Source organism: Methylobacterium sp. CM6246, assembly GCF_054818005.1.
On the sequence record NZ_JBTXKY010000001.1, the window covers coordinates 3,132,798 to 3,155,738 of the forward strand.

The 22,941-nt window shown below is 71.1% G+C and carries 28 protein-coding genes; 9 read left to right on the plus strand and 19 right to left on the minus strand.

Annotated features, from left to right (window positions below):
- Window positions 1–154: 154 nt before the first annotated feature.
- From ACYQPG_RS15360 to ACYQPG_RS15380, 5 genes are all read right to left on the minus strand, one after another.
- Window positions 155–1,045: a LysR family transcriptional regulator gene (locus ACYQPG_RS15360; protein ID WP_419829742.1), complete on the minus strand. Its 891-nt coding sequence runs from the start codon at window positions 1,043–1,045 to the stop codon at window positions 155–157.
- Window positions 1,046–1,227: 182 nt separating this feature from the next.
- A complete protein-coding gene (locus ACYQPG_RS15365) occupies window positions 1,228–2,319 on the minus strand; it encodes a branched-chain amino acid ABC transporter substrate-binding protein (RefSeq protein ID WP_246692282.1) in 1,092 nt (363 codons plus the stop codon).
- Window positions 2,320–2,871: 552 nt separating this feature from the next.
- A complete protein-coding gene (locus tag ACYQPG_RS15370) occupies window positions 2,872–3,204 on the minus strand; it encodes a hypothetical protein (RefSeq protein ID WP_147940019.1) in 333 nt (110 codons plus the stop codon).
- A gap of 763 nt (window positions 3,205–3,967) precedes the next feature.
- Window positions 3,968–4,231, minus strand: coding sequence for a hypothetical protein (locus tag ACYQPG_RS15375; RefSeq protein WP_147908417.1), 264 nt, complete (start codon window positions 4,229–4,231; stop codon window positions 3,968–3,970).
- A gap of 237 nt (window positions 4,232–4,468) precedes the next feature.
- Window positions 4,469–4,975 carry a hypothetical protein gene (locus tag ACYQPG_RS15380; protein WP_419829743.1) on the minus strand — a complete coding sequence of 169 codons (507 nt, stop codon included), beginning with the start codon at window positions 4,973–4,975 and terminating at the stop codon, window positions 4,469–4,471.
- 586 nt (window positions 4,976–5,561) lie between these two features.
- Between ACYQPG_RS15380 and ACYQPG_RS15385 the strand changes: the two genes are divergently transcribed.
- A complete protein-coding gene (locus tag ACYQPG_RS15385) occupies window positions 5,562–6,164 on the plus strand; it encodes a PAS domain-containing protein (RefSeq protein ID WP_246692283.1) in 603 nt (200 codons plus the stop codon).
- 63 nt (window positions 6,165–6,227) lie between these two features.
- Here the strand turns inward: ACYQPG_RS15385 and ACYQPG_RS15390 are convergent, their stop codons facing one another.
- Window positions 6,228–6,551 carry a winged helix-turn-helix transcriptional regulator gene (locus tag ACYQPG_RS15390; RefSeq protein ID WP_147940017.1) on the minus strand — a complete coding sequence of 108 codons (324 nt, stop codon included), beginning with the start codon at window positions 6,549–6,551 and terminating at the stop codon, window positions 6,228–6,230.
- 148 nt (window positions 6,552–6,699) lie between these two features.
- Here ACYQPG_RS15390 and gstA point away from each other — a divergent pair, with 148 nt between their 5' ends.
- The 4 genes from gstA to ACYQPG_RS15410 all read left to right on the plus strand — a co-directional run bounded on the left by gstA (window position 6,700) and on the right by ACYQPG_RS15410 (window position 9,142).
- The gene (gene gstA / locus ACYQPG_RS15395; protein WP_147940016.1) at window positions 6,700–7,329 is read left to right on the plus strand and encodes a glutathione transferase GstA; all 630 of its coding nucleotides are present in this window, start codon (window positions 6,700–6,702) and stop codon (window positions 7,327–7,329) included.
- Between the two features lie 199 nt (window positions 7,330–7,528).
- Window positions 7,529–8,038 (plus strand): ferritin-like domain-containing protein, encoded by a 510-nt coding sequence (locus ACYQPG_RS15400; RefSeq protein WP_147908421.1) that lies wholly within the window; start codon window positions 7,529–7,531, stop codon window positions 8,036–8,038.
- 73 nt (window positions 8,039–8,111) lie between these two features.
- Window positions 8,112–8,759, plus strand: coding sequence for a cysteine hydrolase family protein (locus ACYQPG_RS15405; protein WP_461231201.1), 648 nt, complete (start codon window positions 8,112–8,114; stop codon window positions 8,757–8,759).
- A 185-nt stretch (window positions 8,760–8,944) separates the two neighbouring features.
- Window positions 8,945–9,142 carry a hypothetical protein gene (locus ACYQPG_RS15410; protein ID WP_007563351.1) on the plus strand — a complete coding sequence of 66 codons (198 nt, stop codon included), beginning with the start codon at window positions 8,945–8,947 and terminating at the stop codon, window positions 9,140–9,142.
- 80 nt (window positions 9,143–9,222) lie between these two features.
- Here ACYQPG_RS15410 and ACYQPG_RS15415 read toward each other — a convergent pair whose 3' ends face one another.
- Complete coding sequence (locus ACYQPG_RS15415) at window positions 9,223–9,993, minus strand: SDR family NAD(P)-dependent oxidoreductase (RefSeq protein WP_419829744.1); 771 nt, start codon at window positions 9,991–9,993, stop codon at window positions 9,223–9,225.
- 162 nt (window positions 9,994–10,155) lie between these two features.
- Between ACYQPG_RS15415 and ACYQPG_RS15420 the strand changes: the two genes are divergently transcribed.
- Complete coding sequence (locus ACYQPG_RS15420; protein ID WP_147908423.1) at window positions 10,156–10,815, plus strand: TetR/AcrR family transcriptional regulator; 660 nt, start codon at window positions 10,156–10,158, stop codon at window positions 10,813–10,815.
- Window positions 10,816–10,903: 88 nt separating this feature from the next.
- Window positions 10,904–11,083, plus strand: coding sequence for a hypothetical protein (locus tag ACYQPG_RS15425; protein ID WP_147899242.1), 180 nt, complete (start codon window positions 10,904–10,906; stop codon window positions 11,081–11,083).
- Window positions 11,084–11,098: 15 nt separating this feature from the next.
- Here the strand turns inward: ACYQPG_RS15425 and ACYQPG_RS15430 are convergent, their stop codons facing one another.
- The 7 genes from ACYQPG_RS15430 to ACYQPG_RS15460 all read right to left on the minus strand — a co-directional run bounded on the left by ACYQPG_RS15430 (window position 11,099) and on the right by ACYQPG_RS15460 (window position 16,433).
- Entirely contained in the window at window positions 11,099–11,443 is a 345-nt protein-coding gene (locus ACYQPG_RS15430) for a DUF1330 domain-containing protein (protein ID WP_147908424.1), read from the minus strand.
- 62 nt (window positions 11,444–11,505) lie between these two features.
- Window positions 11,506–12,198, minus strand: a complete 693-nt coding sequence (gene pyrF, locus ACYQPG_RS15435) for an orotidine-5'-phosphate decarboxylase (protein WP_147908425.1) — start codon at window positions 12,196–12,198, stop codon at window positions 11,506–11,508.
- A gap of 69 nt (window positions 12,199–12,267) precedes the next feature.
- Window positions 12,268–12,618 (minus strand): BrnA antitoxin family protein, encoded by a 351-nt coding sequence (locus tag ACYQPG_RS15440; protein WP_147908426.1) that lies wholly within the window; start codon window positions 12,616–12,618, stop codon window positions 12,268–12,270.
- Window positions 12,605–12,877 (minus strand): BrnT family toxin, encoded by a 273-nt coding sequence (locus tag ACYQPG_RS15445; RefSeq protein ID WP_419830029.1) that lies wholly within the window; start codon window positions 12,875–12,877, stop codon window positions 12,605–12,607. The genes ACYQPG_RS15440 and ACYQPG_RS15445 overlap by 14 nt, the downstream gene beginning before the upstream one ends.
- A 63-nt stretch (window positions 12,878–12,940) precedes the next feature.
- On the minus strand, window positions 12,941–13,567 hold the full coding sequence (locus ACYQPG_RS15450; RefSeq protein WP_419829745.1) for a uracil-DNA glycosylase family protein: 627 nt from the start codon (window positions 13,565–13,567) through the stop codon (window positions 12,941–12,943).
- A 156-nt stretch (window positions 13,568–13,723) separates the two neighbouring features.
- Window positions 13,724–15,919, minus strand: coding sequence for a xanthine dehydrogenase family protein molybdopterin-binding subunit (locus ACYQPG_RS15455; protein WP_461231202.1), 2,196 nt, complete (start codon window positions 15,917–15,919; stop codon window positions 13,724–13,726).
- A gap of 58 nt (window positions 15,920–15,977) precedes the next feature.
- Window positions 15,978–16,433, minus strand: coding sequence for a (2Fe-2S)-binding protein (locus ACYQPG_RS15460; protein WP_419829747.1), 456 nt, complete (start codon window positions 16,431–16,433; stop codon window positions 15,978–15,980).
- 280 nt (window positions 16,434–16,713) lie between these two features.
- On the opposite strand from ACYQPG_RS15460, the gene ACYQPG_RS15465 reads away from it, so the two are divergent.
- On the plus strand, window positions 16,714–18,249 hold the full coding sequence (locus ACYQPG_RS15465) for a sensor histidine kinase (RefSeq protein WP_147908430.1): 1,536 nt from the start codon (window positions 16,714–16,716) through the stop codon (window positions 18,247–18,249).
- A gap of 133 nt (window positions 18,250–18,382) precedes the next feature.
- Here ACYQPG_RS15465 and ACYQPG_RS15470 read toward each other — a convergent pair whose 3' ends face one another.
- Window positions 18,383–18,799, minus strand: coding sequence for an EVE domain-containing protein (locus ACYQPG_RS15470; protein ID WP_147938761.1), 417 nt, complete (start codon window positions 18,797–18,799; stop codon window positions 18,383–18,385).
- A 91-nt stretch (window positions 18,800–18,890) separates the two neighbouring features.
- A complete protein-coding gene (locus ACYQPG_RS15475; protein ID WP_419829748.1) occupies window positions 18,891–19,055 on the minus strand; it encodes a hypothetical protein in 165 nt (54 codons plus the stop codon).
- Between ACYQPG_RS15475 and ACYQPG_RS15480 the strand changes: the two genes are divergently transcribed.
- The gene (locus tag ACYQPG_RS15480) at window positions 19,042–19,827 is read left to right on the plus strand and encodes a type 2 periplasmic-binding domain-containing protein (protein ID WP_461231203.1); all 786 of its coding nucleotides are present in this window, start codon (window positions 19,042–19,044) and stop codon (window positions 19,825–19,827) included. The genes ACYQPG_RS15475 and ACYQPG_RS15480 overlap by 14 nt on opposite strands.
- 136 nt (window positions 19,828–19,963) lie before the next feature.
- Here ACYQPG_RS15480 and ACYQPG_RS15485 read toward each other — a convergent pair whose 3' ends face one another.
- Genes ACYQPG_RS15485 through tsaD form a run of 3 tightly spaced genes read right to left on the minus strand, consistent with a single transcriptional unit; the run spans window position 19,964 to window position 22,940 of the window.
- Entirely contained in the window at window positions 19,964–20,956 is a 993-nt protein-coding gene (locus tag ACYQPG_RS15485; protein WP_419829750.1) for an NAD(P)H-dependent glycerol-3-phosphate dehydrogenase, read from the minus strand.
- Window positions 20,953–21,882: a GNAT family N-acetyltransferase gene (locus ACYQPG_RS15490; protein WP_461231204.1), complete on the minus strand. Its 930-nt coding sequence runs from the start codon at window positions 21,880–21,882 to the stop codon at window positions 20,953–20,955. Before ACYQPG_RS15490 ends, ACYQPG_RS15485 begins: the two co-directional genes overlap by 4 nt.
- Window positions 21,879–22,940 (minus strand): tRNA (adenosine(37)-N6)-threonylcarbamoyltransferase complex transferase subunit TsaD, encoded by a 1,062-nt coding sequence (gene tsaD, locus ACYQPG_RS15495; protein WP_147908433.1) that lies wholly within the window; start codon window positions 22,938–22,940, stop codon window positions 21,879–21,881. The genes ACYQPG_RS15490 and tsaD overlap by 4 nt, the downstream gene beginning before the upstream one ends.
- Between the last annotated feature and the right edge of the window lies 1 nt (window position 22,941).

The following is a 22,941-nucleotide window of genomic DNA, read 5'->3' on the forward strand; positions in this document are numbered from 1 at the left end:
ATCAGGCGCAGCCTTTCCGCCGGAGGTCAAAGCCAAAGGCTGGATCGATCGATGCCGCGGGCGCATCGATCGACGCCGCGGGCGCTTGGCTCATCGATGCCGGGGGCGCTTGCATCGGGTCGGGGAGCGCTTGGATCAGGCGGGGGCGCTTGGATCAGGCGGGGGGCAGCTCCGCCAGGATCGCGACCAACCGGGCGATCAGCGGTTCGTCCGCGTCCCGCCGCCAGGCCAGGACCAGCTCGGCGGGGTGGGGGGCCGGGAGCACCAGCGGCCGGAACGCCACGCCCTCGAAGCGCAGGCGCTCGGCCGCCGCCGGCACCAGGGCGATGCCGAGGTCGGCCCGGACCAGGGCCAGGATCGAGTGGATCTGGGTCATCCGCTGCACGATCCGGGGCTCCACGTCCGCCTCCGTGAGCAGGCCGAGGATCAGGTCGTGGAAGTAGCGCGCCTCGTTCGGCGCGTAGGCGATGAACGGCTCGCCGCCGAGATCGCCCGGGGCGAGATGCGCCCGCGCCGCCAGGGGATTCCCGGCCGGCAGGGCCACCACCAGGGGCTCGGCCACCGCCCTGACCGCGATCAGGTCCGGATGGACGATGGGCGGGCGCACCAGGGCGGCATCGATGCGGCCAGCCAGCAGCGCCTCGACCTGGTCCCGGCTGACCATCTCGCGCAGGGCCAGCGTGACGTCGGGCAGCGCCCGCCGGAGGGCTGTGACGAGGCGGGGCAGGACATCGTAGGCCGAGGCCGCGGTGAAGCCGAGCTTCAGCACCCCCGCGCGCCCGGCCGCGACCTGGCGGGTGACGTGGGTCGCGGTCTCGGCGAGCCGCAGGATGCGCTGCGCCTCCGGCAGGAAGCTGCGCCCGGCCGCGGTCAGGCGGACGGATCGGCTGGTGCGCTCCAGGAGCTGCACGTCGAGCACCCGCTCCAGCACCTGGATCTGCCGCGACAGGGGCGGCTGCGTCATGTTCAGCCGGGCGGCCGCACGCCCGAAATGCAGCTCCTCCGCCACGGCGGCGAAGCACCGGAGCTGGCTGAAGTCGAACATCGGATCTCCCCTGCGCGCCGGGACGCGGAGGGGAGATCATAAGGCCTCTGCGCCCCTCAGTCGTTCGGCCGATAGAGGTACCGGCCCGCCGGATCCGCGCCGAGGTCCGGGGTTACAGAAGGGCCCACAGCCCTTCGGCGGGGCTCGGGGCGCGGAGCCCCGAAATTCGCGGGGCTCCGGTTTTACGGCGCCAGCTCGTTGCCGGCGTAGTCGATCTTCCCGTCGGCGCCCTTCTTCCAGGCGTAGATCACGTAGTCGGGCCGGGTGAGGTCGCCCTTCTTGTCGTACACGATCGGGCCGACCACGGTCTCGATCGTCTTGCCCTGGTGCAGCCAGTCGGCCAGCACCTTGCCCTCTATCGAGCCGGTCTCGGTGGCGGCCTTGGCCAGCACCTGCACGGCCGCGTAGGCATAGAGCGTGTAGGCGTCGGGATCGATGTTCTTGGCCTTGAACGCCGCGACCACGGGCTGGGCATTCGGGTTCTTCCGGGCGTCCGGCGAGAAGGTCATCAGCGTGCCCTCGGCGCCATCGCCGGCGATCTGCACGAACTCTTTCGGGGCGAGGCCGTCGCCGCCCACCAGGGTCGCCTTCAGGCCCTGGTCGCGCATCTGGCGCAGGATCAGCCCGGCCTCCGTGTGGAACCCACCGTAATAGACCACGTCGACGTTGGCCGACTTCAGCTTGGACACGAGCGCCGAGTAATCCTTCTCGGCCGGGTTGACGCCCTCGAACAGCACCTCCTTGGCGCCCTTGGCCTTGAGCGTCATCTGCGTCTCCTGCGCCAAACCCTTGCCGTAGGACGACTTGTCGTGGACGAAGGCGATCCGCTTGCCCTTGAAGTGATCGGCCAGATACGCGCCGGCCACCACGCCCTGCTGGTCGTCGCGACCGCAGGTGCGGAAGGTGTTCCACATCCCGCGCTCGGTGAACTTCACGTTGGTGGAGGACGGCGTGACCTGGACGATGCCGGCGTCGAGGTAGACGTCGGAGGCCGGGATCGACACGCTGGAGGCGAAGGCACCGACCACCATCGTCACGCCGTCCGCGGCGAGCTTGTTGGCGATCGACACGCCCTGCTTCGGGTCGGAGGCGTCGTCGCCGTAGATCGGCTCGAACGGCCGGCCCTTGATGCCGCCGGCTTTGTTGATGTCCTCGATCGCCTGGCTGACGCCGTTCTTCACCTGCACGCCGAAAGCTGCATACGGCCCGGTCACGCCGGCCGAGACACCGATCTTGATCGGTCCGCCTTTGTCCTGGGCCTGTGCAGTGCCCATCGTCAGAAGACCAAAAATGGTTATCGACAGTAATTTCTTCATGACCGCCCCCGCGCTCGAAGTCCAATCCGACCCGGCAGCCTGATGCAATGTTTCGGCCAGACCCAACGACCGCGCATCGATCTGCCGCGACGCGGGCTTAAGCCTGTTTTCAACCCGCCGCGCCGTCAAGGCCGCAAGCATAGGGATTAGCCGCACGGTCCCGATCTGAAACCGATCTGGACCCTGTCACCCCGCATTCGGCGCCGAACGGCGCGGGCGTACCCTCGGATCCTTGCCGGGGACGCTGCAGGATCGATCGACCTGGCGGCGGCGCAGGATCGATGATTCGCCGGACGGGCGCGTCCGGACGAGACGCGTCGGGCGCGACGGCCGTGCCGCCCCTCGGGTCCGGAGGCCGTGCGAGGGCGCGGCCCCCCGCCCCGGCAGAACGCTGCCGAGGCTCTTCCATCGATCTCCCCGGCGCCCGGCGCCGAGGAGGCTCTGTTGTGGCGAGCGCGGTGCGGGACCGGGCGCGGCGCCTCCCGGCGGAGCGTGGCCGACGCGATCGGGTCAGCAGCTCAGGCGGCGTCCCTCGCGGCGTCCGAAGGTCCGGTAATGGGCCGCACCGGACTCCATCTGGCCGCTGGCGACGGCCCGGCGGACATCGGGGTTGCAGCGCAGATACTCGCGCTCATCGAACCCGCCATAGGCGCGCTCACCGTAGCCCCGGTCGCCGTAGCCGCGGTCGCCGCGATCCCGGCCCCGGTAATCGTCGCCGTCCCGGTCGCGGTCGCCGTAATCCCGGCCGCCATAGCCATAATCGGGGCCGCGCTGAGCGAGGGCCGGGCCGAGCGCGGACATCACGCCGAAGCCGACGGCAACCACAGCCAAAAACGCTTTCATCGTACCTGTCTCCTCACCGAGCCTGGAAACGCGTTGGGCCCCGGATGGTTCGATGGGCCCGCGGGCGAGCGTAGATCTCGGCGGTTGCGATCCTCCACCCCCGGGCTGCGGACGCGCGGATCGATACCGCGCCCGAACGCGACGCCCCTGTCCCCGCTGGACGGCCTCGCCTGCACCCACACGGCATCGAGCCGCAACGGGTATTTCCGGGCCATCGCGGGTCGTCGCCTGCTGGACGCAGGTTTTCGGGCCGAATGGGAACCAGGCGAACCGGGGCATCGATCCGACCGTCCGCGGAGCGCGCGCGCACGGCTAGCGCGGGCTCGCGGAACCGATGCTCCTCGACATGCGGCTCGGCGGGACGGGGGAGGTCCGTACAGCGGCCGCGTGGCGCCGGGCGGAACGTGGGAGCCACTCTGGCGGTGGGGTGGGCTCGACGGCCTCGATCCGCGTCGGCGTCGGCCTGAGAGCGCATGACCTACAGGTCCGCCCCGTATGTAGACCGGGCGAATACGCGAGAAAGACCGGACTGGATCTGCCTCGATCTTGGCATCCGCCACGGCTTTACGGAGAGCGGGACGCCGCTGCCGGCCTGCTTGAACGTGGACCGCGGGGCAGGGCCCCGGTACCGGGGCTCGTCGGGCCAGGGCGCGCTCGGCCACGGCACGCCGCAGACCTTCCTGGTATCGGTGTCAGCAAACGTCCGAGCGCCGCACCGGGCGGCGCTACCGGCGGTTCCGCCGGTAGCGCCGTGTCTTCCGCTTTACATGCGGTGCATCATCTCCCGGCGCATCATGCGGTGGCGCATCTCACGGTGCATCATGCGACGCTCCATGTGACGCCGCTCCATGCGGCGCTCCATGTGGCGACGCTCCATGCGACGCTCCATCCGATCCATCTGGACGGTCGAGACGATGTCGGCCGGCGCAGCGACGGCGCCGGGGCCGATCGGGGCGGCGGAGGCCGGGGAGGCGACGGCGGCGCCGAAGGCGGCGAGCAAGGCCGCAGTGATGATCGTGGTGCGCAAAGGATGTTTCCTCTCATGCCGCCGTCGAGGGCGGTTGTTTTCCGCTGAGCCGTGAGAGGAGCAAATCCTTCCCGGTCCCAGCTCAGCAAGCCGCAGGCCGCCGAGATGGTTCCGTGACGGATCGGGTCGGGGGTGCCTCCGGCCGACCGCTCGCGAGGTCGTGACGGGCGCGATCCGCGCAAGCCCGCCCGGCGGCCGCCGTGAGGTTCGGCGTCGCGCGCGAGCGCCAGGCGCCGGTCAGGCTTCCAGACGCGGCACGGCGCCGGGGGGCGGCGCCGGAGGCGTCACGCTGGTCGCCCCCGGATCGGCGCGATGCCGGCCATTCAGCTCCGACGGGACGGGACGGGGGAGCTCCAGGGTCGGGAGCGCGATACTCTTCGGGTCGCCGAGCAAGGTGATCTGCTTGACCGTGACGGCTTGCCGGCCGCGCATCAGCGGGTTCTGGCGCACGTAGCTGATGAATTCCTCGGCCGCCCGCAGCTTTGACTTGTTCTGCTCGGCCTCTTGCGCCCGGATCCGCTCGGCCTCCGCCTCCCGGATCTTCGCCTCCTTGGCCTGGTGCTGCAGTTCGAGCGAGGCGAAAGCAAGTCCCGTAGCCGCACGGTCGAAGACAGAGCTCGCGCGCAATGTCGGACGGGAAAATAGAATATAAACGCTGTTGGCGACCAAGAAAGCGGCCACCAAAAACACGCCGAGATCGGCGACGTGCCCACTCACAGTCCAGAACACCAGCACGACAGCCAACGATAAGACCGAGAGTCCGAGAAGAACGTATCGCAACGCCGACATGATATAGCCTAAATGCATTTTTTGAATCGAATTGAGACAATTTATAAAGGTTTCGATTCTGAAAGGCAAATCTATCGGGGCTTTGCGTAGTGCGCAGGCCCCGGCCGCGGTCCATCCCCGGTCGGAGGCGGGACGGGTCGCAAAGCACGGGACCGGCCCGGTCGGACCGCCCCGCCGCTCGGCGGCGCCGGCGCCAGGGAAGCCGCCGGCCGATGCGCGGGACCGGCGCGAACGGAAGCCCGGGCTGGGCACGGCACTCCCGGGGATCCAGATCGGCCTGCGGATCGGCCAGGACCAAGCCGAGTCCGGCATGCGCAGCCTGGAGCGTGCGCCCGCGCCCTGGAAGGGCAGGGCCCGAGGGAGGTCCCCGACCGCCCCGGTGGGGAACGCCCGGGGGATCGCGAGGCGCCGGCGGACCGGGCGCAGCTGTTGCCATTGTGCTCTATTCGACCGACGATTTCTGATACATCCGGATCGTGACGGTGCGCCGATCCAGTAAATGGCTTAGCGCGGACGTGCGATACGGATATCGGGGGATATCTTGCTGGAAAACTCCGACGATATTGTCTCAGAGGCGACCCTGATCGCGGCGCTGGAAGCCTCCGGCGGGGTCGGCTTCTGGATGTGGGACATCGCCACCGACGACGCGCGGGCCGATCCGGTCACCGCGCTGCTGTTCAACATCAGCCCGGCCCGTTCGCGGGCCGGGGTCAGCCTCTCGGAGATCCTGAAGGCGGTCTATCATGCGGATCAGGAGCACATCTCCCAGGTCATCCTGGACTGCGTGCAATCCGGCGGCTCGTATACCGCCGAGTACCGGGTCTGCTCCCCGGAGGGCCGGCTGCGCTGGGTGTTCACCCGCGGGCACTTCTACCTGGACGAACTCGGCCGCCCCCTGACCGGACGGGGGGTCGTCGTCGAGATCTCGGACAGCAAGTCCGCCGGCACCGCCTTCGCGACGCAAGACGGGAGCACGATCGAGGACGCCCTGAACAAGACCGCCGACCTGTGCCTGTCGCTCCACAACGCGGTCTCGGCCCTCGGCGACACCCGCATCGTCGCCCTGACCGAAACCCTGCTGCTCGAGATCGGCCGCCACCTCGCGAGCCGGCAACGGTCCCCGTCGAACCAGTCCATGCATTGACGTCGGGCACGCACCCTGAGGCCACCGCACAAGGATCGGGCGTGGGGCGCGTCTTCCCACGCCTCAGGCCGGCCCTCGCTGCTTCAGCCACAGACCGAATTCCTGGACGACGGAGACGACCTTCTTCAACCGCATGCCGTCCTCGGTCAGCGCATAGTCTACTTTGACCGGCGTCGTCGGATAGACGGTGCGCTTGATCAGGCCGGCGGCTTCGAGGGCGCGGAGATCCAGCGTCAGCATCCTCTGCGAGATCCCCGGCAGATCACGCCGAAGCTCGTTGAAGCGCTTCGGTCCGTCGATCAGGTAGGACACGAGGAGCAGGCGCCAGCGGCCGCCGAGCAGATGCATCGCGTGCTCGACGGAGCACCCGGTCACGGTCGCTCGCATCGACCGACCCTCGCGCCACCATACGTATAATTCTTGTTACTCACGCACAAAGTCTTGCGTTCTTTCGGCATCGATAGAACTGCGCTACGTATCTCTGCGGAAACGGTCGTTTCCAACATCGATGAGATCGAGTTGTCCGGGCGCAATCATGAGACTGTACTACATTCCCGCAAGCTGCTCGCTCGCCCCGCACATCATTGCCCACGAGCTCGGCCTCGACTTTGAACTCTGCAAAGTCGATCACGCCGACCACAGGACGGAAGAGGGACAGAATTACTACGCCGTCAACCCGCACGGCTACGTGCCCCTCCTCGAACTCGACGACGGCCGGATCCTGCGCGAGGGCCCCGCCATCCTGCAATACCTGGCCGACCTGAAGCCGGAGACGCGCCTCGCCCCGGCGAACGGCAGCTTCGAGCGCTACCGTCTTCAGGAGATGCTGGGCTTCCTGAATTCCGAGATCCACAAGGGCTTCATTCCCCTCCTCTACGCACGCCTGGCGGGGCGGTATGTCGAAACCGCCAAGCCGAGGCTCGAGGCACGCTTCGCCTGGATCGACGCGCAACTCGCCGGGCAGGCCTTCCTCATGGGGGAGACCTTCACGGTCGCCGACGCCTACCTGTTCGCGCTCACGGGCTGGGGGCAGGCGCCGTGGCTCACCTCGTATTACCGAGCCGACATCCATTTCGACCGCTTGCACAACCTGGACGCCTGGTACGGCCGCGTGCGCGGGCGCCAGGCGGTGAAGACGGCGCTGATGGAGGAGGGGCTGACGTAGCCCCCGCCGCCGCGCGGCACGGCCAACCCGGTCCTGCGGGTCCGGGCCATCCGGACCGCGCGCAGTGCGGCGAGGCCCCCGGGACCCGGCGGGAGCGGGCGCAACCTGCGACCTTCCCGGCCGGAACTTGGCCGTGCGGGCCCGAGGTTGCCCGGATGAATGGATCACCGCGATCCACCATCCATTGCGAGACACCGGCATGACCCTCGATACACGTTCGATCTACGTCACGGCCCTGAAGAACACCCACGCCGTCGAGATGCAGGCCCTGCAGATCATGGAGCGGCAGGTCGAGCGCCTGGAGCGCTACCCGGAGATGGAGAAGGCCCTGCGCCGGCACATCGAGGAGACGCACGGCCAGCGCCAGCGCCTGGAGGAGGCGCTGCAGAGCCTCGGCGACAGCCCGTCGGCGCTCAAGGAGGGGTTCCTGGGCTTCGTCGGCAACATGATGGCGCTCGGCCACACACCGGCCCAGGACGAGATCCTGAAGAACACCTACGCCAACCACGCCTTCGAGAACTTCGAGATCGCGGCCTACGAGTCACTGCTGACGATCGCGGATGCGGCCGGCCAGCAGGCGCATCGGACCGGCTTCCAGCAATCGCTGAAGGAAGAGCAGGGCATGGCCGAGGCGGTGCGGTCGCTGATCAAGCCGACCACCGAGCGCTACCTCGCGCTGACCACGGCCGGCGAGAAGGCCGACCGCTGACGATCCGGACCGCGGCCGGCCTTGCTGGGGCCGGCCGCGAACGCGCAACCATCGAGGCATGAAACGCGCGGCCATGGAAACCGAGACGACGCGCGCGCCGCCCTCCCGGGCGCGGGCCGACGACGGCTCCGCGGGCGAGCCCCTGGGCCAGTCCTGCGTGCATCTCTGCGTCGACATGCAGCGCATGTTCGCCGAGCCGACGGACTGGCAGACGCCGTGGATGCCGCGCGTCCTGCCGCACGTGCGCCGCCTCGCCGAGGCCCACCCGGATCGGACCGTGTTCACGCGCTTCATCCCGGCGGCCCGCCCCGGCCAGGGACGAGGCACGTGGGCGACCTATTCGGCCCGGTGGTCCGGCATGACGCGGGCTGCGCTCGATCCCGGTTTGATCGAGCTGGTCCCCGATCTGGCCCGCCTCGTCCCGCCCGCGGAGGTGATCGACAAGACCGTCTACTCGCCCTGGCTCGAAACGGACCTCGACGCGCGCCTCCGGGCGCGGGGCGTGGACACCCTGGTCGTCACCGGTGCGGAGACCGATGTCTGCGTGCTGGCGGCGGTGCTGGGCGGCGTCGATCTCGGCTACCGCATCGTGCTCGCCACGGACGGCCTGTGCAGTTCCTGCGACGAGGCCCACGACGCCCTGATGGTGATGTACCGGATGCGCTACGGCCACCAGGTCCTGACCCTGACGACCGACGCGATCCTGGAGCGCTGGCCGTGAGCAGCTTCCCCCTGTCTTGAACTGTTATAGTCAAGCTCTAGCGCGATAGGCCGGGTGCGATCCGCGGTGTTCCGGATCACGAACACTCGATGTGTGCAGGTTCACGCGCGAAAAACAGTCGCGACCGTCGAACCGAACGGCAGCGTCACCGTTATGTCCTCGAACACTATTCCGGAGGGAAGGACATGGCCAAGCACGAGATCCTCGGGTACTTCGAGCACCGCCGCGACGGGGCCTGGGTGTGCGTCCGGCCGTTCACCCTGACCACGCGCGATGCCAGCGTCGACATCCGTCAGGGCATGCGCTTCGATTACGGCAAGCGCGTCGGCGGGCTCGACCTCGCCGAGTACCTGGAGCAGCTCGGATCGCAGTTCGGGTCGTAAGGCTGCCCGGGCGGCGGATCGCGCGCAACAATCCATGCCCGTGGAGGGCGCCGGGTGGAAACCCGGCGCCCTTCGGCGTTTCAGGCCCCGCCCCACTGCATCGTGAGGCCGCCATCGACCACCAGCGTGTGGCCGGTGACGTAATGGGCGGCCCCCGACGCGAGGTAGAGGATCGCCCGGGCGATTTCTTCGGGTTGGCCGGCCCGGTGCCACGGAATCCGCTCCAGGGACTTGTCGAGCACCGCGGTCTTCTCGAAGCGGTCCGCGGTCATCGGCGTCTCGATCAGGCCGGGGGCGACGTTGTTGACGTTGATCCGGTCCTCCGCGAGTTCCCGCGACAGGCTCCGGCACAGGGAGCCGAGCCCGGCCTTCGACATGCCGTAGGGGGCGCTGTCGGGGGTCGGCAGGTGCTGGGCCACCGAGGACACGAACACGATCTTGCCGCCACCGCCCTGCGCCCGGCGCATCCCGATGAACGGGCGCGCGCAGAACAGCGGCCCCATCAGGTTCACCCGCAGGATCCGCTCCAGCACCGTGTCGTCCATCTCGGCGACCGGCATGCCGCTCATCGCCTGACCAGCGTTGGCCACCAGGATGTCGAGGCCGCCCAGCTCGCTGCCGACGCGGTCGTAGGCGGCATTCACCGCGGCGGCGTCGCCGACGTCGAGTTGCAGCACCAGGGCGCGGCGGCCGGCCGCCTCGACCCGGGCGGCGGTCTCGCGGATCCCGGCCTCGTCGGTGTGATAGGTGATCGCCACGTCCGCCCCCTCCCGGGCGAACAGCTCGGCGGTCGCCTGCCCGATGCCGGAATCGGCTCCGGTGATCAGGGCTCGCTTGTCGGTCAGGATCATCGTTGCGTGCCTCGTGCGTGCGCCGCCGTGCAGGCGGCCGGATGCCGGGGCAATGGGTCGGACCCGGGAGGGTTCCGGCCGCGCCGACCCGCCGCGGGCAAAGCCGGGTCGCGGGAACCGGGGGTCTTTGACGCCCGCCGCGCCCGTGCCCTACTGAGGAGCATGTCCCTGGATACCCCGACCCCCATGCTCACGGAGGAGAGCGCGCCGACCACCCGCTGCCGCATCCTGGCGACGGCGGCGGCGTATTTTCGCGAGATCGGCTACCAGAAGACCACCGTGGCGGACATCGCCCGGACGCTGAAGATGAGCCCGGCCAACGTCTACCGGTTCTTCGAGTCGAAGAAGGCGATCAACGAGGCGGTGCTGGAGCGGCTGATCGGCGAGATCGAGGCCCTGGTCTCCGAGGTCGCCGCCCGCCCGGGCCTCGGCGCCACCGAACGCCTCGTGGCGGCGATCGACCTCCTGCACCGCGACTGCACGCGGCGCTGCGAGGAATTTCCCCGGCTCCACGAGATGGTCGAGGCGGCCATGGGCGAGAGCTGGGAGGTCTGCCGGCACCACATCGCCCGGGTCACGGCCGGGTTCGAGCGCATCGTCCGCGACGGCGTGGCCCGGGGCGAGTTCGAGGCCGCCGACCCGGCGGAGGCGGCCGCCTGCATCCATGCCGGCATCGCCCGCTACACCCATCCGCTGCTGGTCGGGCAGACCGCGCTCCAGCCGGTCCCCTCGCTGGAGGCCATGACGGCGTTCCTGCTGCGGGGCTTGGCGCCGCGGGGGCCAAGCGGTGCCGGACCGGCGCAAGGCGCACGACTGGGCTGAACCGATGACGCGTCGCCGGCCTCCTCGCAGCACAGCCCGCACGATCAACGGTGGCGTACGGCATCCAGCGAATGGGATCGCACCCCTCATGGATATCGATCGCGCCTTGCCTGAGCCGCTCACCGATGCGGAACGCGCCGCCGCTCAACGCGGCCTGGCCGACCTGCACGCGGGTCGGTTCGCGACGACGGCAGACGTCGAAGCCGCGTACCGCCGCTTCAGACCTCAGCGCCTCGATCCGGATCCGACCCCCGATACGAAGCGCTGAGCCGATCCGAAGACCTTACTCCGAGGCCCGCCCCGCCTCCGGCGCCGGCTCGGACACGCTCGGCTGCGGGCCGTCATAGCCCTCGATCACCAGGATCTCGGCATCGACGCCGCCGCGCTGCTTGGCCTTGGCCGCCTGGTAGAGGTCGGAGTTCCAGCAGGCGAGGGCGTCGGCGTAGCTCGGGAACTCGATCACCACGTTGCGGGAGCGGGGCTGGCCCATCACCGCCTCGAAGGCGCCGCCGCGCACCAGGAAGCGCCCGCCGTGCTTGGCGAAGGCGATGCCGTTGGCGGCCACGTAATCCTTGTAGGCCTCCGCGTCGCGGACATCGACCCGCGCGATCCAGTAGCCCTTCGCCATCCTGTGCCTCATCGTTTGCGGGGTTGAGATGGATTCCGGCCGCCCGAAGGCAATGCCGGGCTTCAGGCCAACTCGGCCACGATCGCCTGCGCCACGGCACGCGGGTCGGCGGCGCCGGTGATCGGGCGCCCGACCACCACGTGGTCGATCCCGACCCTGCGGGCGTCCCCGGGGGTCATCACCCGCTTCTGATCGCCGGCCTCGGCGCCCGCCGGGCGGATCCCCGGGGTGACGATCAGCCGGTCCGGCCCCACGATCCGCCGGACCGAGGCCGCCTCGGCCGCCGAGCAGACGAGGCCGTCGATGCCGATCTCGGCGGCCTGGGCGGCCCGCTTGGCGACCAGCTCGGCCACCGGCAGGCCGTAGCCGGCCTCCGCGGCGTCGGAATCGTCGTAGGAGGTCAGCACCGTCACGGCCAGGATCTTGAGGCTCGCGCCCCGGCCGCGCACGGCCGCCCGCATGGTCTGCGGATAGGCGTGAACGGTGAGGAAGGTGGCGCCCAGGCCCGAGGCCGAGCGCACGCCCTCCTCGACGGTGTTGCCGATGTCGTGGAGCTTGAGGTCGAGGAACACCTTGAGCCCGCGCGCCGCCAGCCGCTCGGCGAGCGCCAGGCCGCCGGCGTAACCCAGCCGGTAGCCGATCTTGTAGAAGGTCGCGGCATCGCCGATCCGGTCGATCAGCGCCTCGGCCTCCGGCACGCCCGGGAGATCGAGGGCCACGATCAGGCGGTCGCGGGGGTCGGCACTCTCGGTCATCGCGGCGTCCTTCGGGCTGGCGGCACGGACCACGCCGCGGCGATCCCTGTCAATCAGGACCGGAGCCTATCAGCCGCGCTTGCCGGCCTTGGCGCGCCGCCTGCCGCGTACGAGGCCCTCGGCCAGGGCTTCGTTCATGCGCGCCTGCCAGGGACCGCCGGCCTGGTAGGCGGCGAGCACATCGGGATCGACGTTCAGAGTGAGTTGCACCCGCCCGGTCTCACCCTGCGAGGGACTCCCTTGAGCCAGGGCGGCGTAGACGGCGGGCGGAAGCACGTCGCGGGCCGGGCGCAGGCGCGCCAGTTCGGCGTCAGTCAGTTCCGCCGAATCGGGATTGTTGGCGATGGACGCCTGGAGAAGCGCCTCCTCGGTATCGCTGAGCGGAGGCGCCCTTCGCTTGGTCGTGTCACGCGTCGTCATAGGCCTTCCGCTCCTTCCGGCTGGCCGGGCGCAGGCTGATCGCCGAAACCGCCTCCGTTCCGAGCACCGCGAACGTGAGAGTCACGAGTTGCGCGTCCAGGAAACCGACGGCCTTGAAGCGGCGCCCGCCCGTCTTGCTCGCGTGGGTCTCGCTGACCAGGGCGGTCTTACATTCGAAACGGGCCTGCGCATCGGCGAAATTCAGGCCGTGCCCCTCGGGCGGAGGCCTGAGGTTCTCTGACGCTTCGGCTCGTCCCAGATCATCCGCACACGATTTTGTAGCGCCCGGATGGCGGGACCGTCGAGCCTTTTTAGGGCTTGCTCACCCGCCCAGCACCCGCGCCACCTCCGCCTTGAGCACCGGCAGCAGTTCCGCCTCGAACCAGGGCTCGCGCTTGAGCCAGCCGTTGTTGCGCCAGGACGGGTGGGGCAGGGGCAGCACCCGGGGGCGGCGGGGCTCGTCCAGGAGCGCGCGCCAGCGCCGCACGGTGCCGGTCAGGCCGCCCTCCATCCGGCCCAGGTGCCAGGCCTGCGCGTACTGGCCGATCACCAGGATGAGATCGAGGTTCGGCAGGCCGGAAAACAGCTCCGTACGCCAGCGCTCGGCGCATTCCCGGCGCGGCGGCCGGTCGCCGCCCTTGGCGTCGAGGCCCGGGAAACAGGAGCCCATCGGCACGATCGCCACCTGCGCGGGGTCGTAGAACCGCGCCTCGTCGAGGCCGAGCCAGCTCCGCAGCCGTACCCCCGACGGGTCGGTGAACGGCATCCCGGTGCGGTGGGCCCGGGTCCCGGGGGCCTGGCTCGCCACGCAGAGCCGCGCGCCGGTGCTGCCCTGCACGATCGGCCGCGGCTCCTGGGGGAGGGGCGGCCCGTAGAGCGGGCTGTCCCGGCACAGGCGGCAGGCGCGCAGGCGCGCGGCAGTGTCTTCGAACGGGGCGTGTGCGGGCATCGTTGCCAAGATGGCGAGCGGCTGCGCAGAAACCAAAAAAAACGGCGCGGTGTCGCGCCGCGCCGTCGTCAGTCGGGTCTCTTACTCAGGTCTCTTGCCTTGGGGGGAAGGCCCCTCCGTCCTACGCCGGGGCGGACAGGCGCGCCGTGCGATTCGTCACGCGCCCTTCACGCCGGAGAGGTCGAGGGGCAGGGAACGCAGGCGCTGGCCGGTGGCGGAGAACACCGCGTTGGCGATGGCGGGCGCCAGCACGGGGACGCCCGGCTCGCCGATCCCGGTGGGCGCGGCCTGGCTCGGCACGATATGCACCGCGACCTGCGGCATCTCGCTCATCCGGGTCGGCTCATAGGCGTCGAAATTGTGCTCCTGCACCTGGCCCTCCTTGAGGGTGATGCGGTTGCGCAGGACCGCGGACAGCGCGAAGCCGACGGCGCCCTCGACCTGGGCGCGGATCACGTCCGGGTTGACCGCGACGCCGACATCTACCGCCGCCACGATCCGGTTCACCCGGATCCCGGAATCCTGGGCGGTGACGTCGGCCACCATGGCGACGTAGGAACCGAAGGATTCGTGGACCGCGACCCCGAGGCCGCGGCCCTTCTCCTGCGGCTTGTCCGACCAGCCGGCCTTGTCGGCGGCGAGCTTCAGCACGCCCGAGAGCCGCGGCGCCTGCGTCAGCAGCGACAGCCGGTAGGCCACCGGATCGACGTCTGCGGCGTGGGCCAGCTCGTCGATCATCACCTCCATGACGTGCGCCGTGTGGGTGTGGCCGACCGAGCGCCACCACAGGACCGGCACGCCCTCGCGGCCGTTATGGACGCCGAACCGGTAGGCCGGCAGCGCGTAGGGCGTGTCGGAGGCGCCCTCGACGGTGGTCGAGTCGATCCCGTTCTTGACGATCATCGCCTCGAAGGGCGAGCCGATCATGATGGACTTGCCGACCATGACGTGGTCCCAGCCGACCACCGCACCCTTGGCGTCGATGCCGGCCCGGACCTTGTGCAGCACGGTCGGGCGGTAATAGCCGCCGGCCATGTCGTCCTCGCGGGTCCAGACCAGGTGGATGGGAGCCGTCTCGCCGGCGGCCTTGAACACGGTGGCGGCTTCCGCGAGGTAGTCGGCGGTGGGCGTCGCCCGGCGCCCGAAGGACCCGCCGGCCCAGTTGCTGTGGAGCCGGACCCGATCGGGCGTCACCCCGAGGATCGCCGCCATGGTCGCCTGCTCCACGGTCTGGAACTGGAAGCCGGCATAGACGTCGTAGCCGCCGTCGGCCGCCCGCTCGATCGTGGCGTTCAGGGGCTCCATCGCGGCATGGGCGAGGTACGGGAAGGTGAACTCGGCCTCGATCACCTTGGCGGCGCCGTTCAACGCGGCCTGCGGGTCGCCGCGCTCGGAGGCGGTGAGGCCGGGGCCCTTGGCGCGCTCCCGGTACTCGGCCAGGATCACGTCCGACGAGCGGGTCTCGGCGGTGCTGTCATCCCAGGCGACGTTGAGCGCCTCGCGGCCCTTCATGGCCGCCCAGGTGTCCCGGGCGATCACCGCCACGCCGGTGGGGACCTGCACCACGTCGAGCACGCCCACGACCTTCCGGGCCGCGGCGGCGTCGAAGCTCTTCACGGTGGCGCCGAAGCGCGGGGCGCGGGCGACCACGGCGGTGACCTGGTTCGGGCGGCGGATGTCGAGGGAGTAGATCGCCGAGCCGTTGGTCTTGGCCACGGAATCGAGGCGCGGCACCGTCCGGCCGATCAGCGTCCACTCGCTCGGGTCCTTGAGCCGCGGCTCGGACGGGACCGGCAGGGAGGCGGCCGAGGCCGCGAGTTCGCCGAACCGGGCCTGCCGGCCCGAGGGTTCGTGGCGGACCACGCCCTCGGCCACCGTGATCTGCGCCACCGGGACCTTCCAGCGGAAGGCCGCCTCGGCCATCAGCATCTCCCGGGCGGCGGCCCCGGCCTTGCGCAGCTGGAACCAGGAATTGGCCACCGCGGTGGAGCCGCCGGTGCCCTGGATCGGGCCCATCAGGCTGTTGTTGTAGAGCGTCGCGTCCGCGGGCGCGAACTCGGTGCGGACCGTCTTCCAGTCGGCGCCGAGCTCGTCGGCCAGGATCGTGGCCAGCCCGGTCGTGTTCCCCTGGCCCATGTCGAGGTGCTTGATCACCACCGTGACGGTGTCGTCCGGGGCGATCCGCACGAAGGCGTTGGGTTGGGCCTTGACGCTCGCGAGGTCCGGGCCGGCGGCGGCCCGGGCGGGCTTCGTGTCGAGCCGGAAGGCGACCACGATGGCGCCGGCGCCGGCCAGGAGGCCGCGGCGGCTGGGACGGACGGGGGATGCGTTCGGTCGACGGGCGTTCAGCATGGCGGCGATGCTCCGGTCAGGACCGCGGGGAGGGGCAGAGGGGTCTGCAGAGGGGTCTTCAGGCGAGGTCGCGCGCGGCCTCGTGGATCGCGGAGCGGATGCGCTGATAGGTGCCGCAGCGGCAGATGTTGCCGTCCATGGCGCCGTCGATGTCGGCGTCGGAGGGCTTGGCGTTGCCGGACAGGAGCCCGATCGCCGACATGATCTGTCCGGACTGGCAGTAGCCGCACTGCACGACGTCGAGCTTGCGCCACGCGGCCTGGACGGCCTCGGCCACGCGGCCGGACACGCCCTCGATGGTGGTCACCTGGGCGGTGCCGACATCGCCCACCTTAGTCTGGCAGGACCGCACCGGCCGCCCGTCGAGATGGACCGTGCAGGCGCCGCACTGGGCGATGCCGCAGCCGTACTTGGTGCCGGTGGCGTCGAGGCGGTCGCGCAGCGCCCACAGCAGGGGCATGTCCGGATCGGCGTCGACCGTGTGGGTAACGCCGTTGACGGTGAGCTTCGGCATGGTCGGCGGCCCTCGATCGACACGCGGGATCCGGGCGCGCGCCGGATCGCGGCGCTTCGGCCCCGCCACGCGGGTCGTTTACCGTAACCGGCCCCGCCTGGCCAACGATGTGTGGCGCCGCACGTCGATCCGGCCGGCCGATCCCCATGGCGCGGACGCCGATGCGTAAGATGCGACCGATGCCGGCAGCCGCTTCTTAAGACATCCGCCCCATCCTGGCGCCGTCGCCCCCCTGCCCAGCTGCCTCGCCGCCGCGTTCGAGCCGAGTTTCAACAATCCCATGTCCGATCTCACCGTCGAGATGGTGCAGCGCGGTCGCGGCCCCTCGACGGAGGAAGCGGCGCGGCGCCTCGGTGTCGCCCGCGAGATCCGCTCGGCGCGCGAGAAGCTGACGTCGCAGACCGGCCTGGAGCGGGCCTTCGACCACGAACTCCTGCGCCATTACGCCCGGTACCGGGCGGGAGCCGGCATTCCGCTGGTGCTGTTCGCCGTCACCCTGGCGACGGCGGCGACCTTCTGGATCGCCCCGGTCGTGGCCGCGCTCTGGGCACTCGGCGTGATCCTGATGGTCACGCTCAACACCACGCTGAGCCGCGGCTTCCTGCGGGCCGACGCGGCCACGATCCCGCTCGCGCGCTGGCGCCGCCGCTTCCTGATCGGCGAGGTCCTGCAGAGCCTGTCGTGGTCGGCGATGATCGGGCTCGGCACCACCGGCGGCTGGACCTTCGCGCTGTTCGGCCTCGTCATCGCGGCCGCGGTCTCGACCATGCTGGCGGCGACGGTGCCGGTGGCGGCGGTCGCCGCCCTGGTGCCGCTGGTGCTCGCCACCGCGTCGCTGGCCGCCTGCTCGAAGGGCATGGAGGCGATGCTGCTGGTGCTGATGGCCGCCGGCGCGCAGCTGTTCTTCCTGGGGCTGGCCCGCCGCCTCTACGCCTCGACGGTGGGCGCCCTGCGTTCCCGGGCCGAGAAGGACGCGGTGTTCGGCGAACTGGAGCAGGCCAAGGCCAATTCCGACGAGGCGCGCCGCCGGGCCGAGGAGGCGAACCTCGCCAAATCGCGTTTCCTCGCCACCATGAGCCACGAGCTGCGCACGCCGCTCAACGCCATCCTGGGCTTCTCGGAGGTGATGAAGAACGAGGTGTTCGGCATCCACACGGCGCCGTCCTACCGGGAATACTCGAACGACATCCACGACAGCGGCATGCACCTGCTGAACCTGATCAACGAGATCCTCGACCTGTCGCGCATCGAGGCCGGCCGCTACGAGCTCAACGAGGAGGCGGTGCAGCTCGCCCACGTGGTCGAGGAATGCCGCCACATGATGGGCCTGCGGGCCAAGACGAAGAACCAGACCTTCCACGACTTGGTCGACGCCTCGCTGCCGCGGCTCTGGGCCGACGAGCGGGCGCTGCGCCAGATCGTACTCAACCTGCTGTCGAACGCCGTCAAGTTCACGCCGCCGGGCGGCGAGATCTGGCTGAAGGTCGGCTGGACCGCCTCGGGTGGGCAGTACGTCTCGGTGAAGGACAGCGGACCCGGCATCCCCGAGGACGAACTCGGCACCGTGATGTCGTCGTTCGGCCGCGGCTCCCTGGCGATCAAGACCGCCGAGCAGGGCTCGGGGCTCGGCTTGCCGATCGTGAAGGGGCTGGTGGAACTGCACGGCGGCCAGTTCCAGCTGTCCTCGCGGCCGCGCGAGGGCACCGAGGTGATCGTGACCCTGCCGGCCTCGCGGGTGATGGACACCCTGCTGCCCGTCGATGTCGGCGCGGACGCGTTCGTCACGGTGCGGGGCGCGTTCAACCGCGCGGCTTGAACGAAGGGGTTCCCGAAGGGCTCAGCCCTTCGGCGAGGATTCGGGGGCGGAGCCCCTGATCATCGGGCGAAGCCCGGCACCAGGGCTCCGCCCTGGACCTGCAAAAGGTCTCGGACCTTTCGAAACCGGGACCTTACGGGATCTCAGCCACGGCGCGGATGCGGTTCCATTCGGCCTCGGTGACCGGCTGAACCGACAGGCGCGAGTTGTTCACCAGCACCATGTCGGCCAGCGCCGGGTCGGCCTTGATCGCGTCCAGCGTCACCGGCCGGGGCAGCGCCGCGACAGCCTTCAGGTCGACCATGCCGAAACGGCCGGTCTCGTCGGTGTGGTCGGGGTAGTAGGGCCGGATCACCGCGACGATGCCGACCACGGCCTTGCCTTCGTTCGAGTGGTAGAAGAAGCCCTGCTCGCCGACCTGCATGGCCATCAGGTGCTTCTTGGCCAGGTGGTTGCGCACGCCGTTCCAGTGGGTGCCGGCCGCGCCGGCCGCGACCTGCTGGTCCCACGACCAGGTCGCGGGCTCGGATTTGAACAGCCAGTACGCCATCACGCCCTCTCTCGCGGGGCCGCCCCGTCGCGGCGGCACGGCCCCCATAGCGCAGCTGTCCCCGGCGCGGACAGGCCCCTCCGGGCCCGGCTCACCGCCCGTTGCGGCCGAGCACGAGCCAGCTGGCGCCCGCGAAGGCCCAGGCGCAGAGCCCGGCATACAGCATGACGCCGTCGACGCCCCGGACCAGCGCCTGCCGGGCGATCGATGCCGCCCCGGCACCGGCGTCGGCCAGCGCCAGATTGCCGGCCGCCACCGTCTCCGCGAGGGCGTCGAGCGCCGCCCCCCTGCGCCAGCGGGGCGAGGCCCGCCCGGACGCCCTGGAGCAGGATGAAACCCATCGGGGCGATGTTGACGGAAAGCGCGATCATCCGCGCGCTCATGTCCATGCCCGCGGCCATCCCGGCGCGCTCCGGCGGCAGGGCGCCCGTGGCGGTGTTGGTCACGGGGGTGTTGGTGAGGCCGAGCCCGGTGCCGGCCAGGAGGCAGCCGGGCAGCAGCGTCAGCCAGCCCGCCTGCGCGCCGGTGGCGGCCGCGCGCATCAGCAGGACGCCGACGCCGATGGCGAACAGGCCGAGCGGGATGACCACGCCCGGGCCGTGGCGCAGGAGCAGGCGCTCCGACAGGGGCGGCGCGACGGCGACATCCTCGGGCCGGAGCATTTCGGCTGGTTCGCGGCCCCGCATTTCGAGCACCGGGCCGGCGAGACGTTGCGCCTGGCCGCGACCTCGCCCTGCTGCTCCGTGCGGGACGTCGCCATCCAGTTGCTGGACCGGGCCGGGATTCCCTGGACGGAGGTGTTCGTCGGCGGCACCGCGGCGATCAGCGCGGCCCTGTCGGCGGGGCTGGCGGTCTCGGCCTTCCCGCGCCGGCTCGCCCCGGCCGACGTGATCGACGTCGCCGACGCGCTGGGGCTACCGCCGATCCCCGCACTCGCCCTGGTGCTGCACTCGTCCCTCACCGATCCGCGCAGCAAGGACGCGCTGCGGGCGATCACGGCGGCGTTCCGGGAGCACCGGCGGGGTTAGGGCGTTCGCACGACGACTTGAGGGTTTCCAAAGGGCTCCGCCCTTTGGCGGGGTTCGGGGGCGGAGCCCCTGAGACACCTTTCAGGCGACCAGGGCTCCGCCCTGGACCCGCAAAAGGTCCCGACCTTTTGAAACCCTAATCCGACTCGCCGCGCAGCGGCCGGGCGAGCAGGCCGGCGATCACGTCCTCGACGCCGGCCCGGCCCGTCACGATCGCCGCGACGGCCTGCGCCACCGGCATGTCGATCGCCCGGGCCGCCGCCAGGCCGGCCAGGGCCGCGGCCGTGAAGGCGCCCTCGGCGAGCTTTCCGCCCGACGCCGCCTCGGGACTCGCCCCGGCGCCGAGCCGCTGCCCGAAGGCGAAGTTGCGCGATTGCGGCGAGGAGGCGGTGAGCACCAGATCGCCGAGGCCGGAAAGGCCCATCAGGGTCTCGGGACGGCCGCCGAAGGCGCGGGCGAAGCGCATCAGCTCGGCGAAGGCGCGGGCGATCAGGGCCGCCCGGGCGCTCTCGCCGAGGCCCCGGCCCGCCACGATCCCGCAGGCGATGGCCAGCACGTTCTTGCCGGCGCCGCCGATCTCGACACCGCGCACGTCGTCGGTGTGGTAGAGCCGGAAGCTCGGCCCCGAGAGCAATGCACTCAACGACGCGGCGAGCCCGGGATCCGTCGCCGCCAGGGTAACGGCCGTGGGAAGGCCGCGGGCGACGTCGGCCGCGAAGCTCGGGCCGGACAGGACAGCGACCGGCGTTCCCGGCGGCAGGACCTCTTCGGCGACCGCGCTCAGGAAGCTGTCGCTGCCGCGCTCGATCCCCTTGGCGCAGAGGATCACCGGCCCGGCCGAGGCGAGGGGACCGCGCAGGGTCTCCAGCACGCCGCGCACGGTCTGGGCCGGCACGACCAGCAGGGTCGCCCGGGCGCCGGCGAGTTGTTCGGATTGCCCTGTCACCACGATCCGGTCGTGGAGCGGCACGCCCGGCAGGTAGCGCGGGTTCTCCCGCGCGGCCTGCAGCCTGGCGGCGGCCTCCGGGTCGCGCAGCCAGAGCGAGACCGGGTGCCCGGCGGCCGCGGCCGCGTTGGCCAGCGCCGTGCCCCAGGCGCCGCCGCCGACGACGTTGATGGGTGCGCTCATGCCGAAACCCCCGCCTGTTCAAGCCGATAGAGGATGTGGCTGCGCAGCGGCCCCTCCGGCACCGCCGGATGCGCGAACGTCTCCGCCCACACCATGCCGAGGCGCTCCATCACCGCCAACGAGCGCCGATTGCCGGACGCGGTGTACGCCACGACCGACCGGATGCCGCAGCGCCCGGCGAGGTCGGCCAGCGTCAGCCGCGCCGCCCGGGTTGCGAGGCCGTGGCCCCAGGCATCCCGGGCGAGGCGCCAGCCGATCTCGATGGTCGCGCCGACCCGCTCGCCCCCCGGGAACGGCATGGCCCGCATGATCCGGAACGCCCCGACGAAGCCGACGAACCGGCCGTCCCGCTCCAGGGCCCAAGGGCCGAACCCATCTGCCACGAAGCGCCGGTCATAGCTGCTCGCCTCGGCGGCGCTCTCGGCCTCGGTCCGGGGCCGGGGGAAGAATTCCATCACCGCCGGATCGGCGTTGAGCGCCGCGAACGGGGTCGTGTCGGCCGGACGCCAGCGGCGCAGGAGCAGGTCGCCGTCCTGAAGGCCGTCCGGCATTGGGGCCGTCGCGATCTCGCTGCGCCGGAGCTTCCCGCGCCGGATCTTGCCGCGCCGGATCTTGCCGCGCCGGATCTTGCCGCGCCGGATCTTGCCGCGCCAAGCCAGGGAACGCCGGTTCAGCAGGGCGAGGTCGGCGGTGCCGGCCAGCACCGCCTCCCCGAGGGCGATCGCGTGCTCAAGGCCGTCGGCCGGCATGTTGGCGTGGGCGGGCGCCGCCACGCTGTCGCGCCAGGGGCCGCCGCAGGCATTGTCCAGGAGGATGCGGGCGAAGCAATGATCGAGGCGCACCGGCCAGCCGGGCCGGGCGGCCTCGGGCAGGCGGCGCGCGACGAGATCCCGCCACTGCGCGCGCCGGTCCGCACCGGTGCTCATCCGGCCGGGACCGCGTCCCGGGCCGGGTCGACGGCCAGCGGCCAGCGGGGGCGGGCCGGCGCGGTCAGGTCGTCGACGAGCCCGAGCCGCAGGCGCTCCAGCCCGGCCCAGGCGATCATGGCGCCGTTGTCGCCGCAGAGCGGCAGGGGCGGGGCGACGAAGCCGAGGCCCGCCTCGCCGGCCAAAGCCGCCAAAGCGCGACGGATCGCGCCGTTGGCCGAGACGCCGCCTGCCGCCACCAGGGCGGTGGGCCGGCCGGCGACGCCCGAGAAGGCGCGCAGGGCGACCCGGGCGCGGTCCACCACCACGTCGACCACGGCGGCCTGGAAGCTCGCGCACAGGTCGGCGACGTCGCGCTCGGCCAGCGGGGCGATCCGCTCGGCCTCGATCCGCAGGGCGGTCTTGAGACCCGACAGGGAGAAATCCGCCTCGCGCCGGCCCAGCATCGGCCGGGGCAGGGCGAAGCGCTCGGGGTCGCCCGACTCGGCCATGCGCTCGACCTCGGGGCCGCCGGGGTAGCCGAGGCCCAGCAGCTTGGCGACCTTGTCGAAGGCCTCGCCGATGGCGTCGTCCACCGTGGAGCCGAGGCGCACATAGTCGCCGACCCCGCGCACGGCGACGAGCTGGGTGTGGCCGCCCGAGGCCAGCAGCAGGAGATACGGGAAGGGCAGGTTGTCGGTCAGCCGCGCGGTGAGCGCGTGGGCCTCGAGGTGGTTGACCGCGAGCAGCGGCTTGCGGGTCACCAGGGCCAGGGTCTTGGCGGTGACGAGGCCAACCAGCACGCCGCCGATCAGCCCGGGCCCGGCCGCCACCGCGATCCCGTCGAGGTCGGAAAAGCCGATCCCGGCCCGGTCGAGGGCGCGGGCGATCAGCCGGTCGAGCACCTCGACATGGGCCCGGGCGGCGATCTCGGGCACGACGCCGCCGTAGGCGGCGTGCTCGGCGATCTGGCTCAGGATCTCGTTGGCGCGGATCTGCGCGGCCCCGTCCTCATCCACGGACACCACGGCGGCGGCGGTCTCGTCGCAGGTGGTCTCGATGCCGAGCACGGTCTTCACG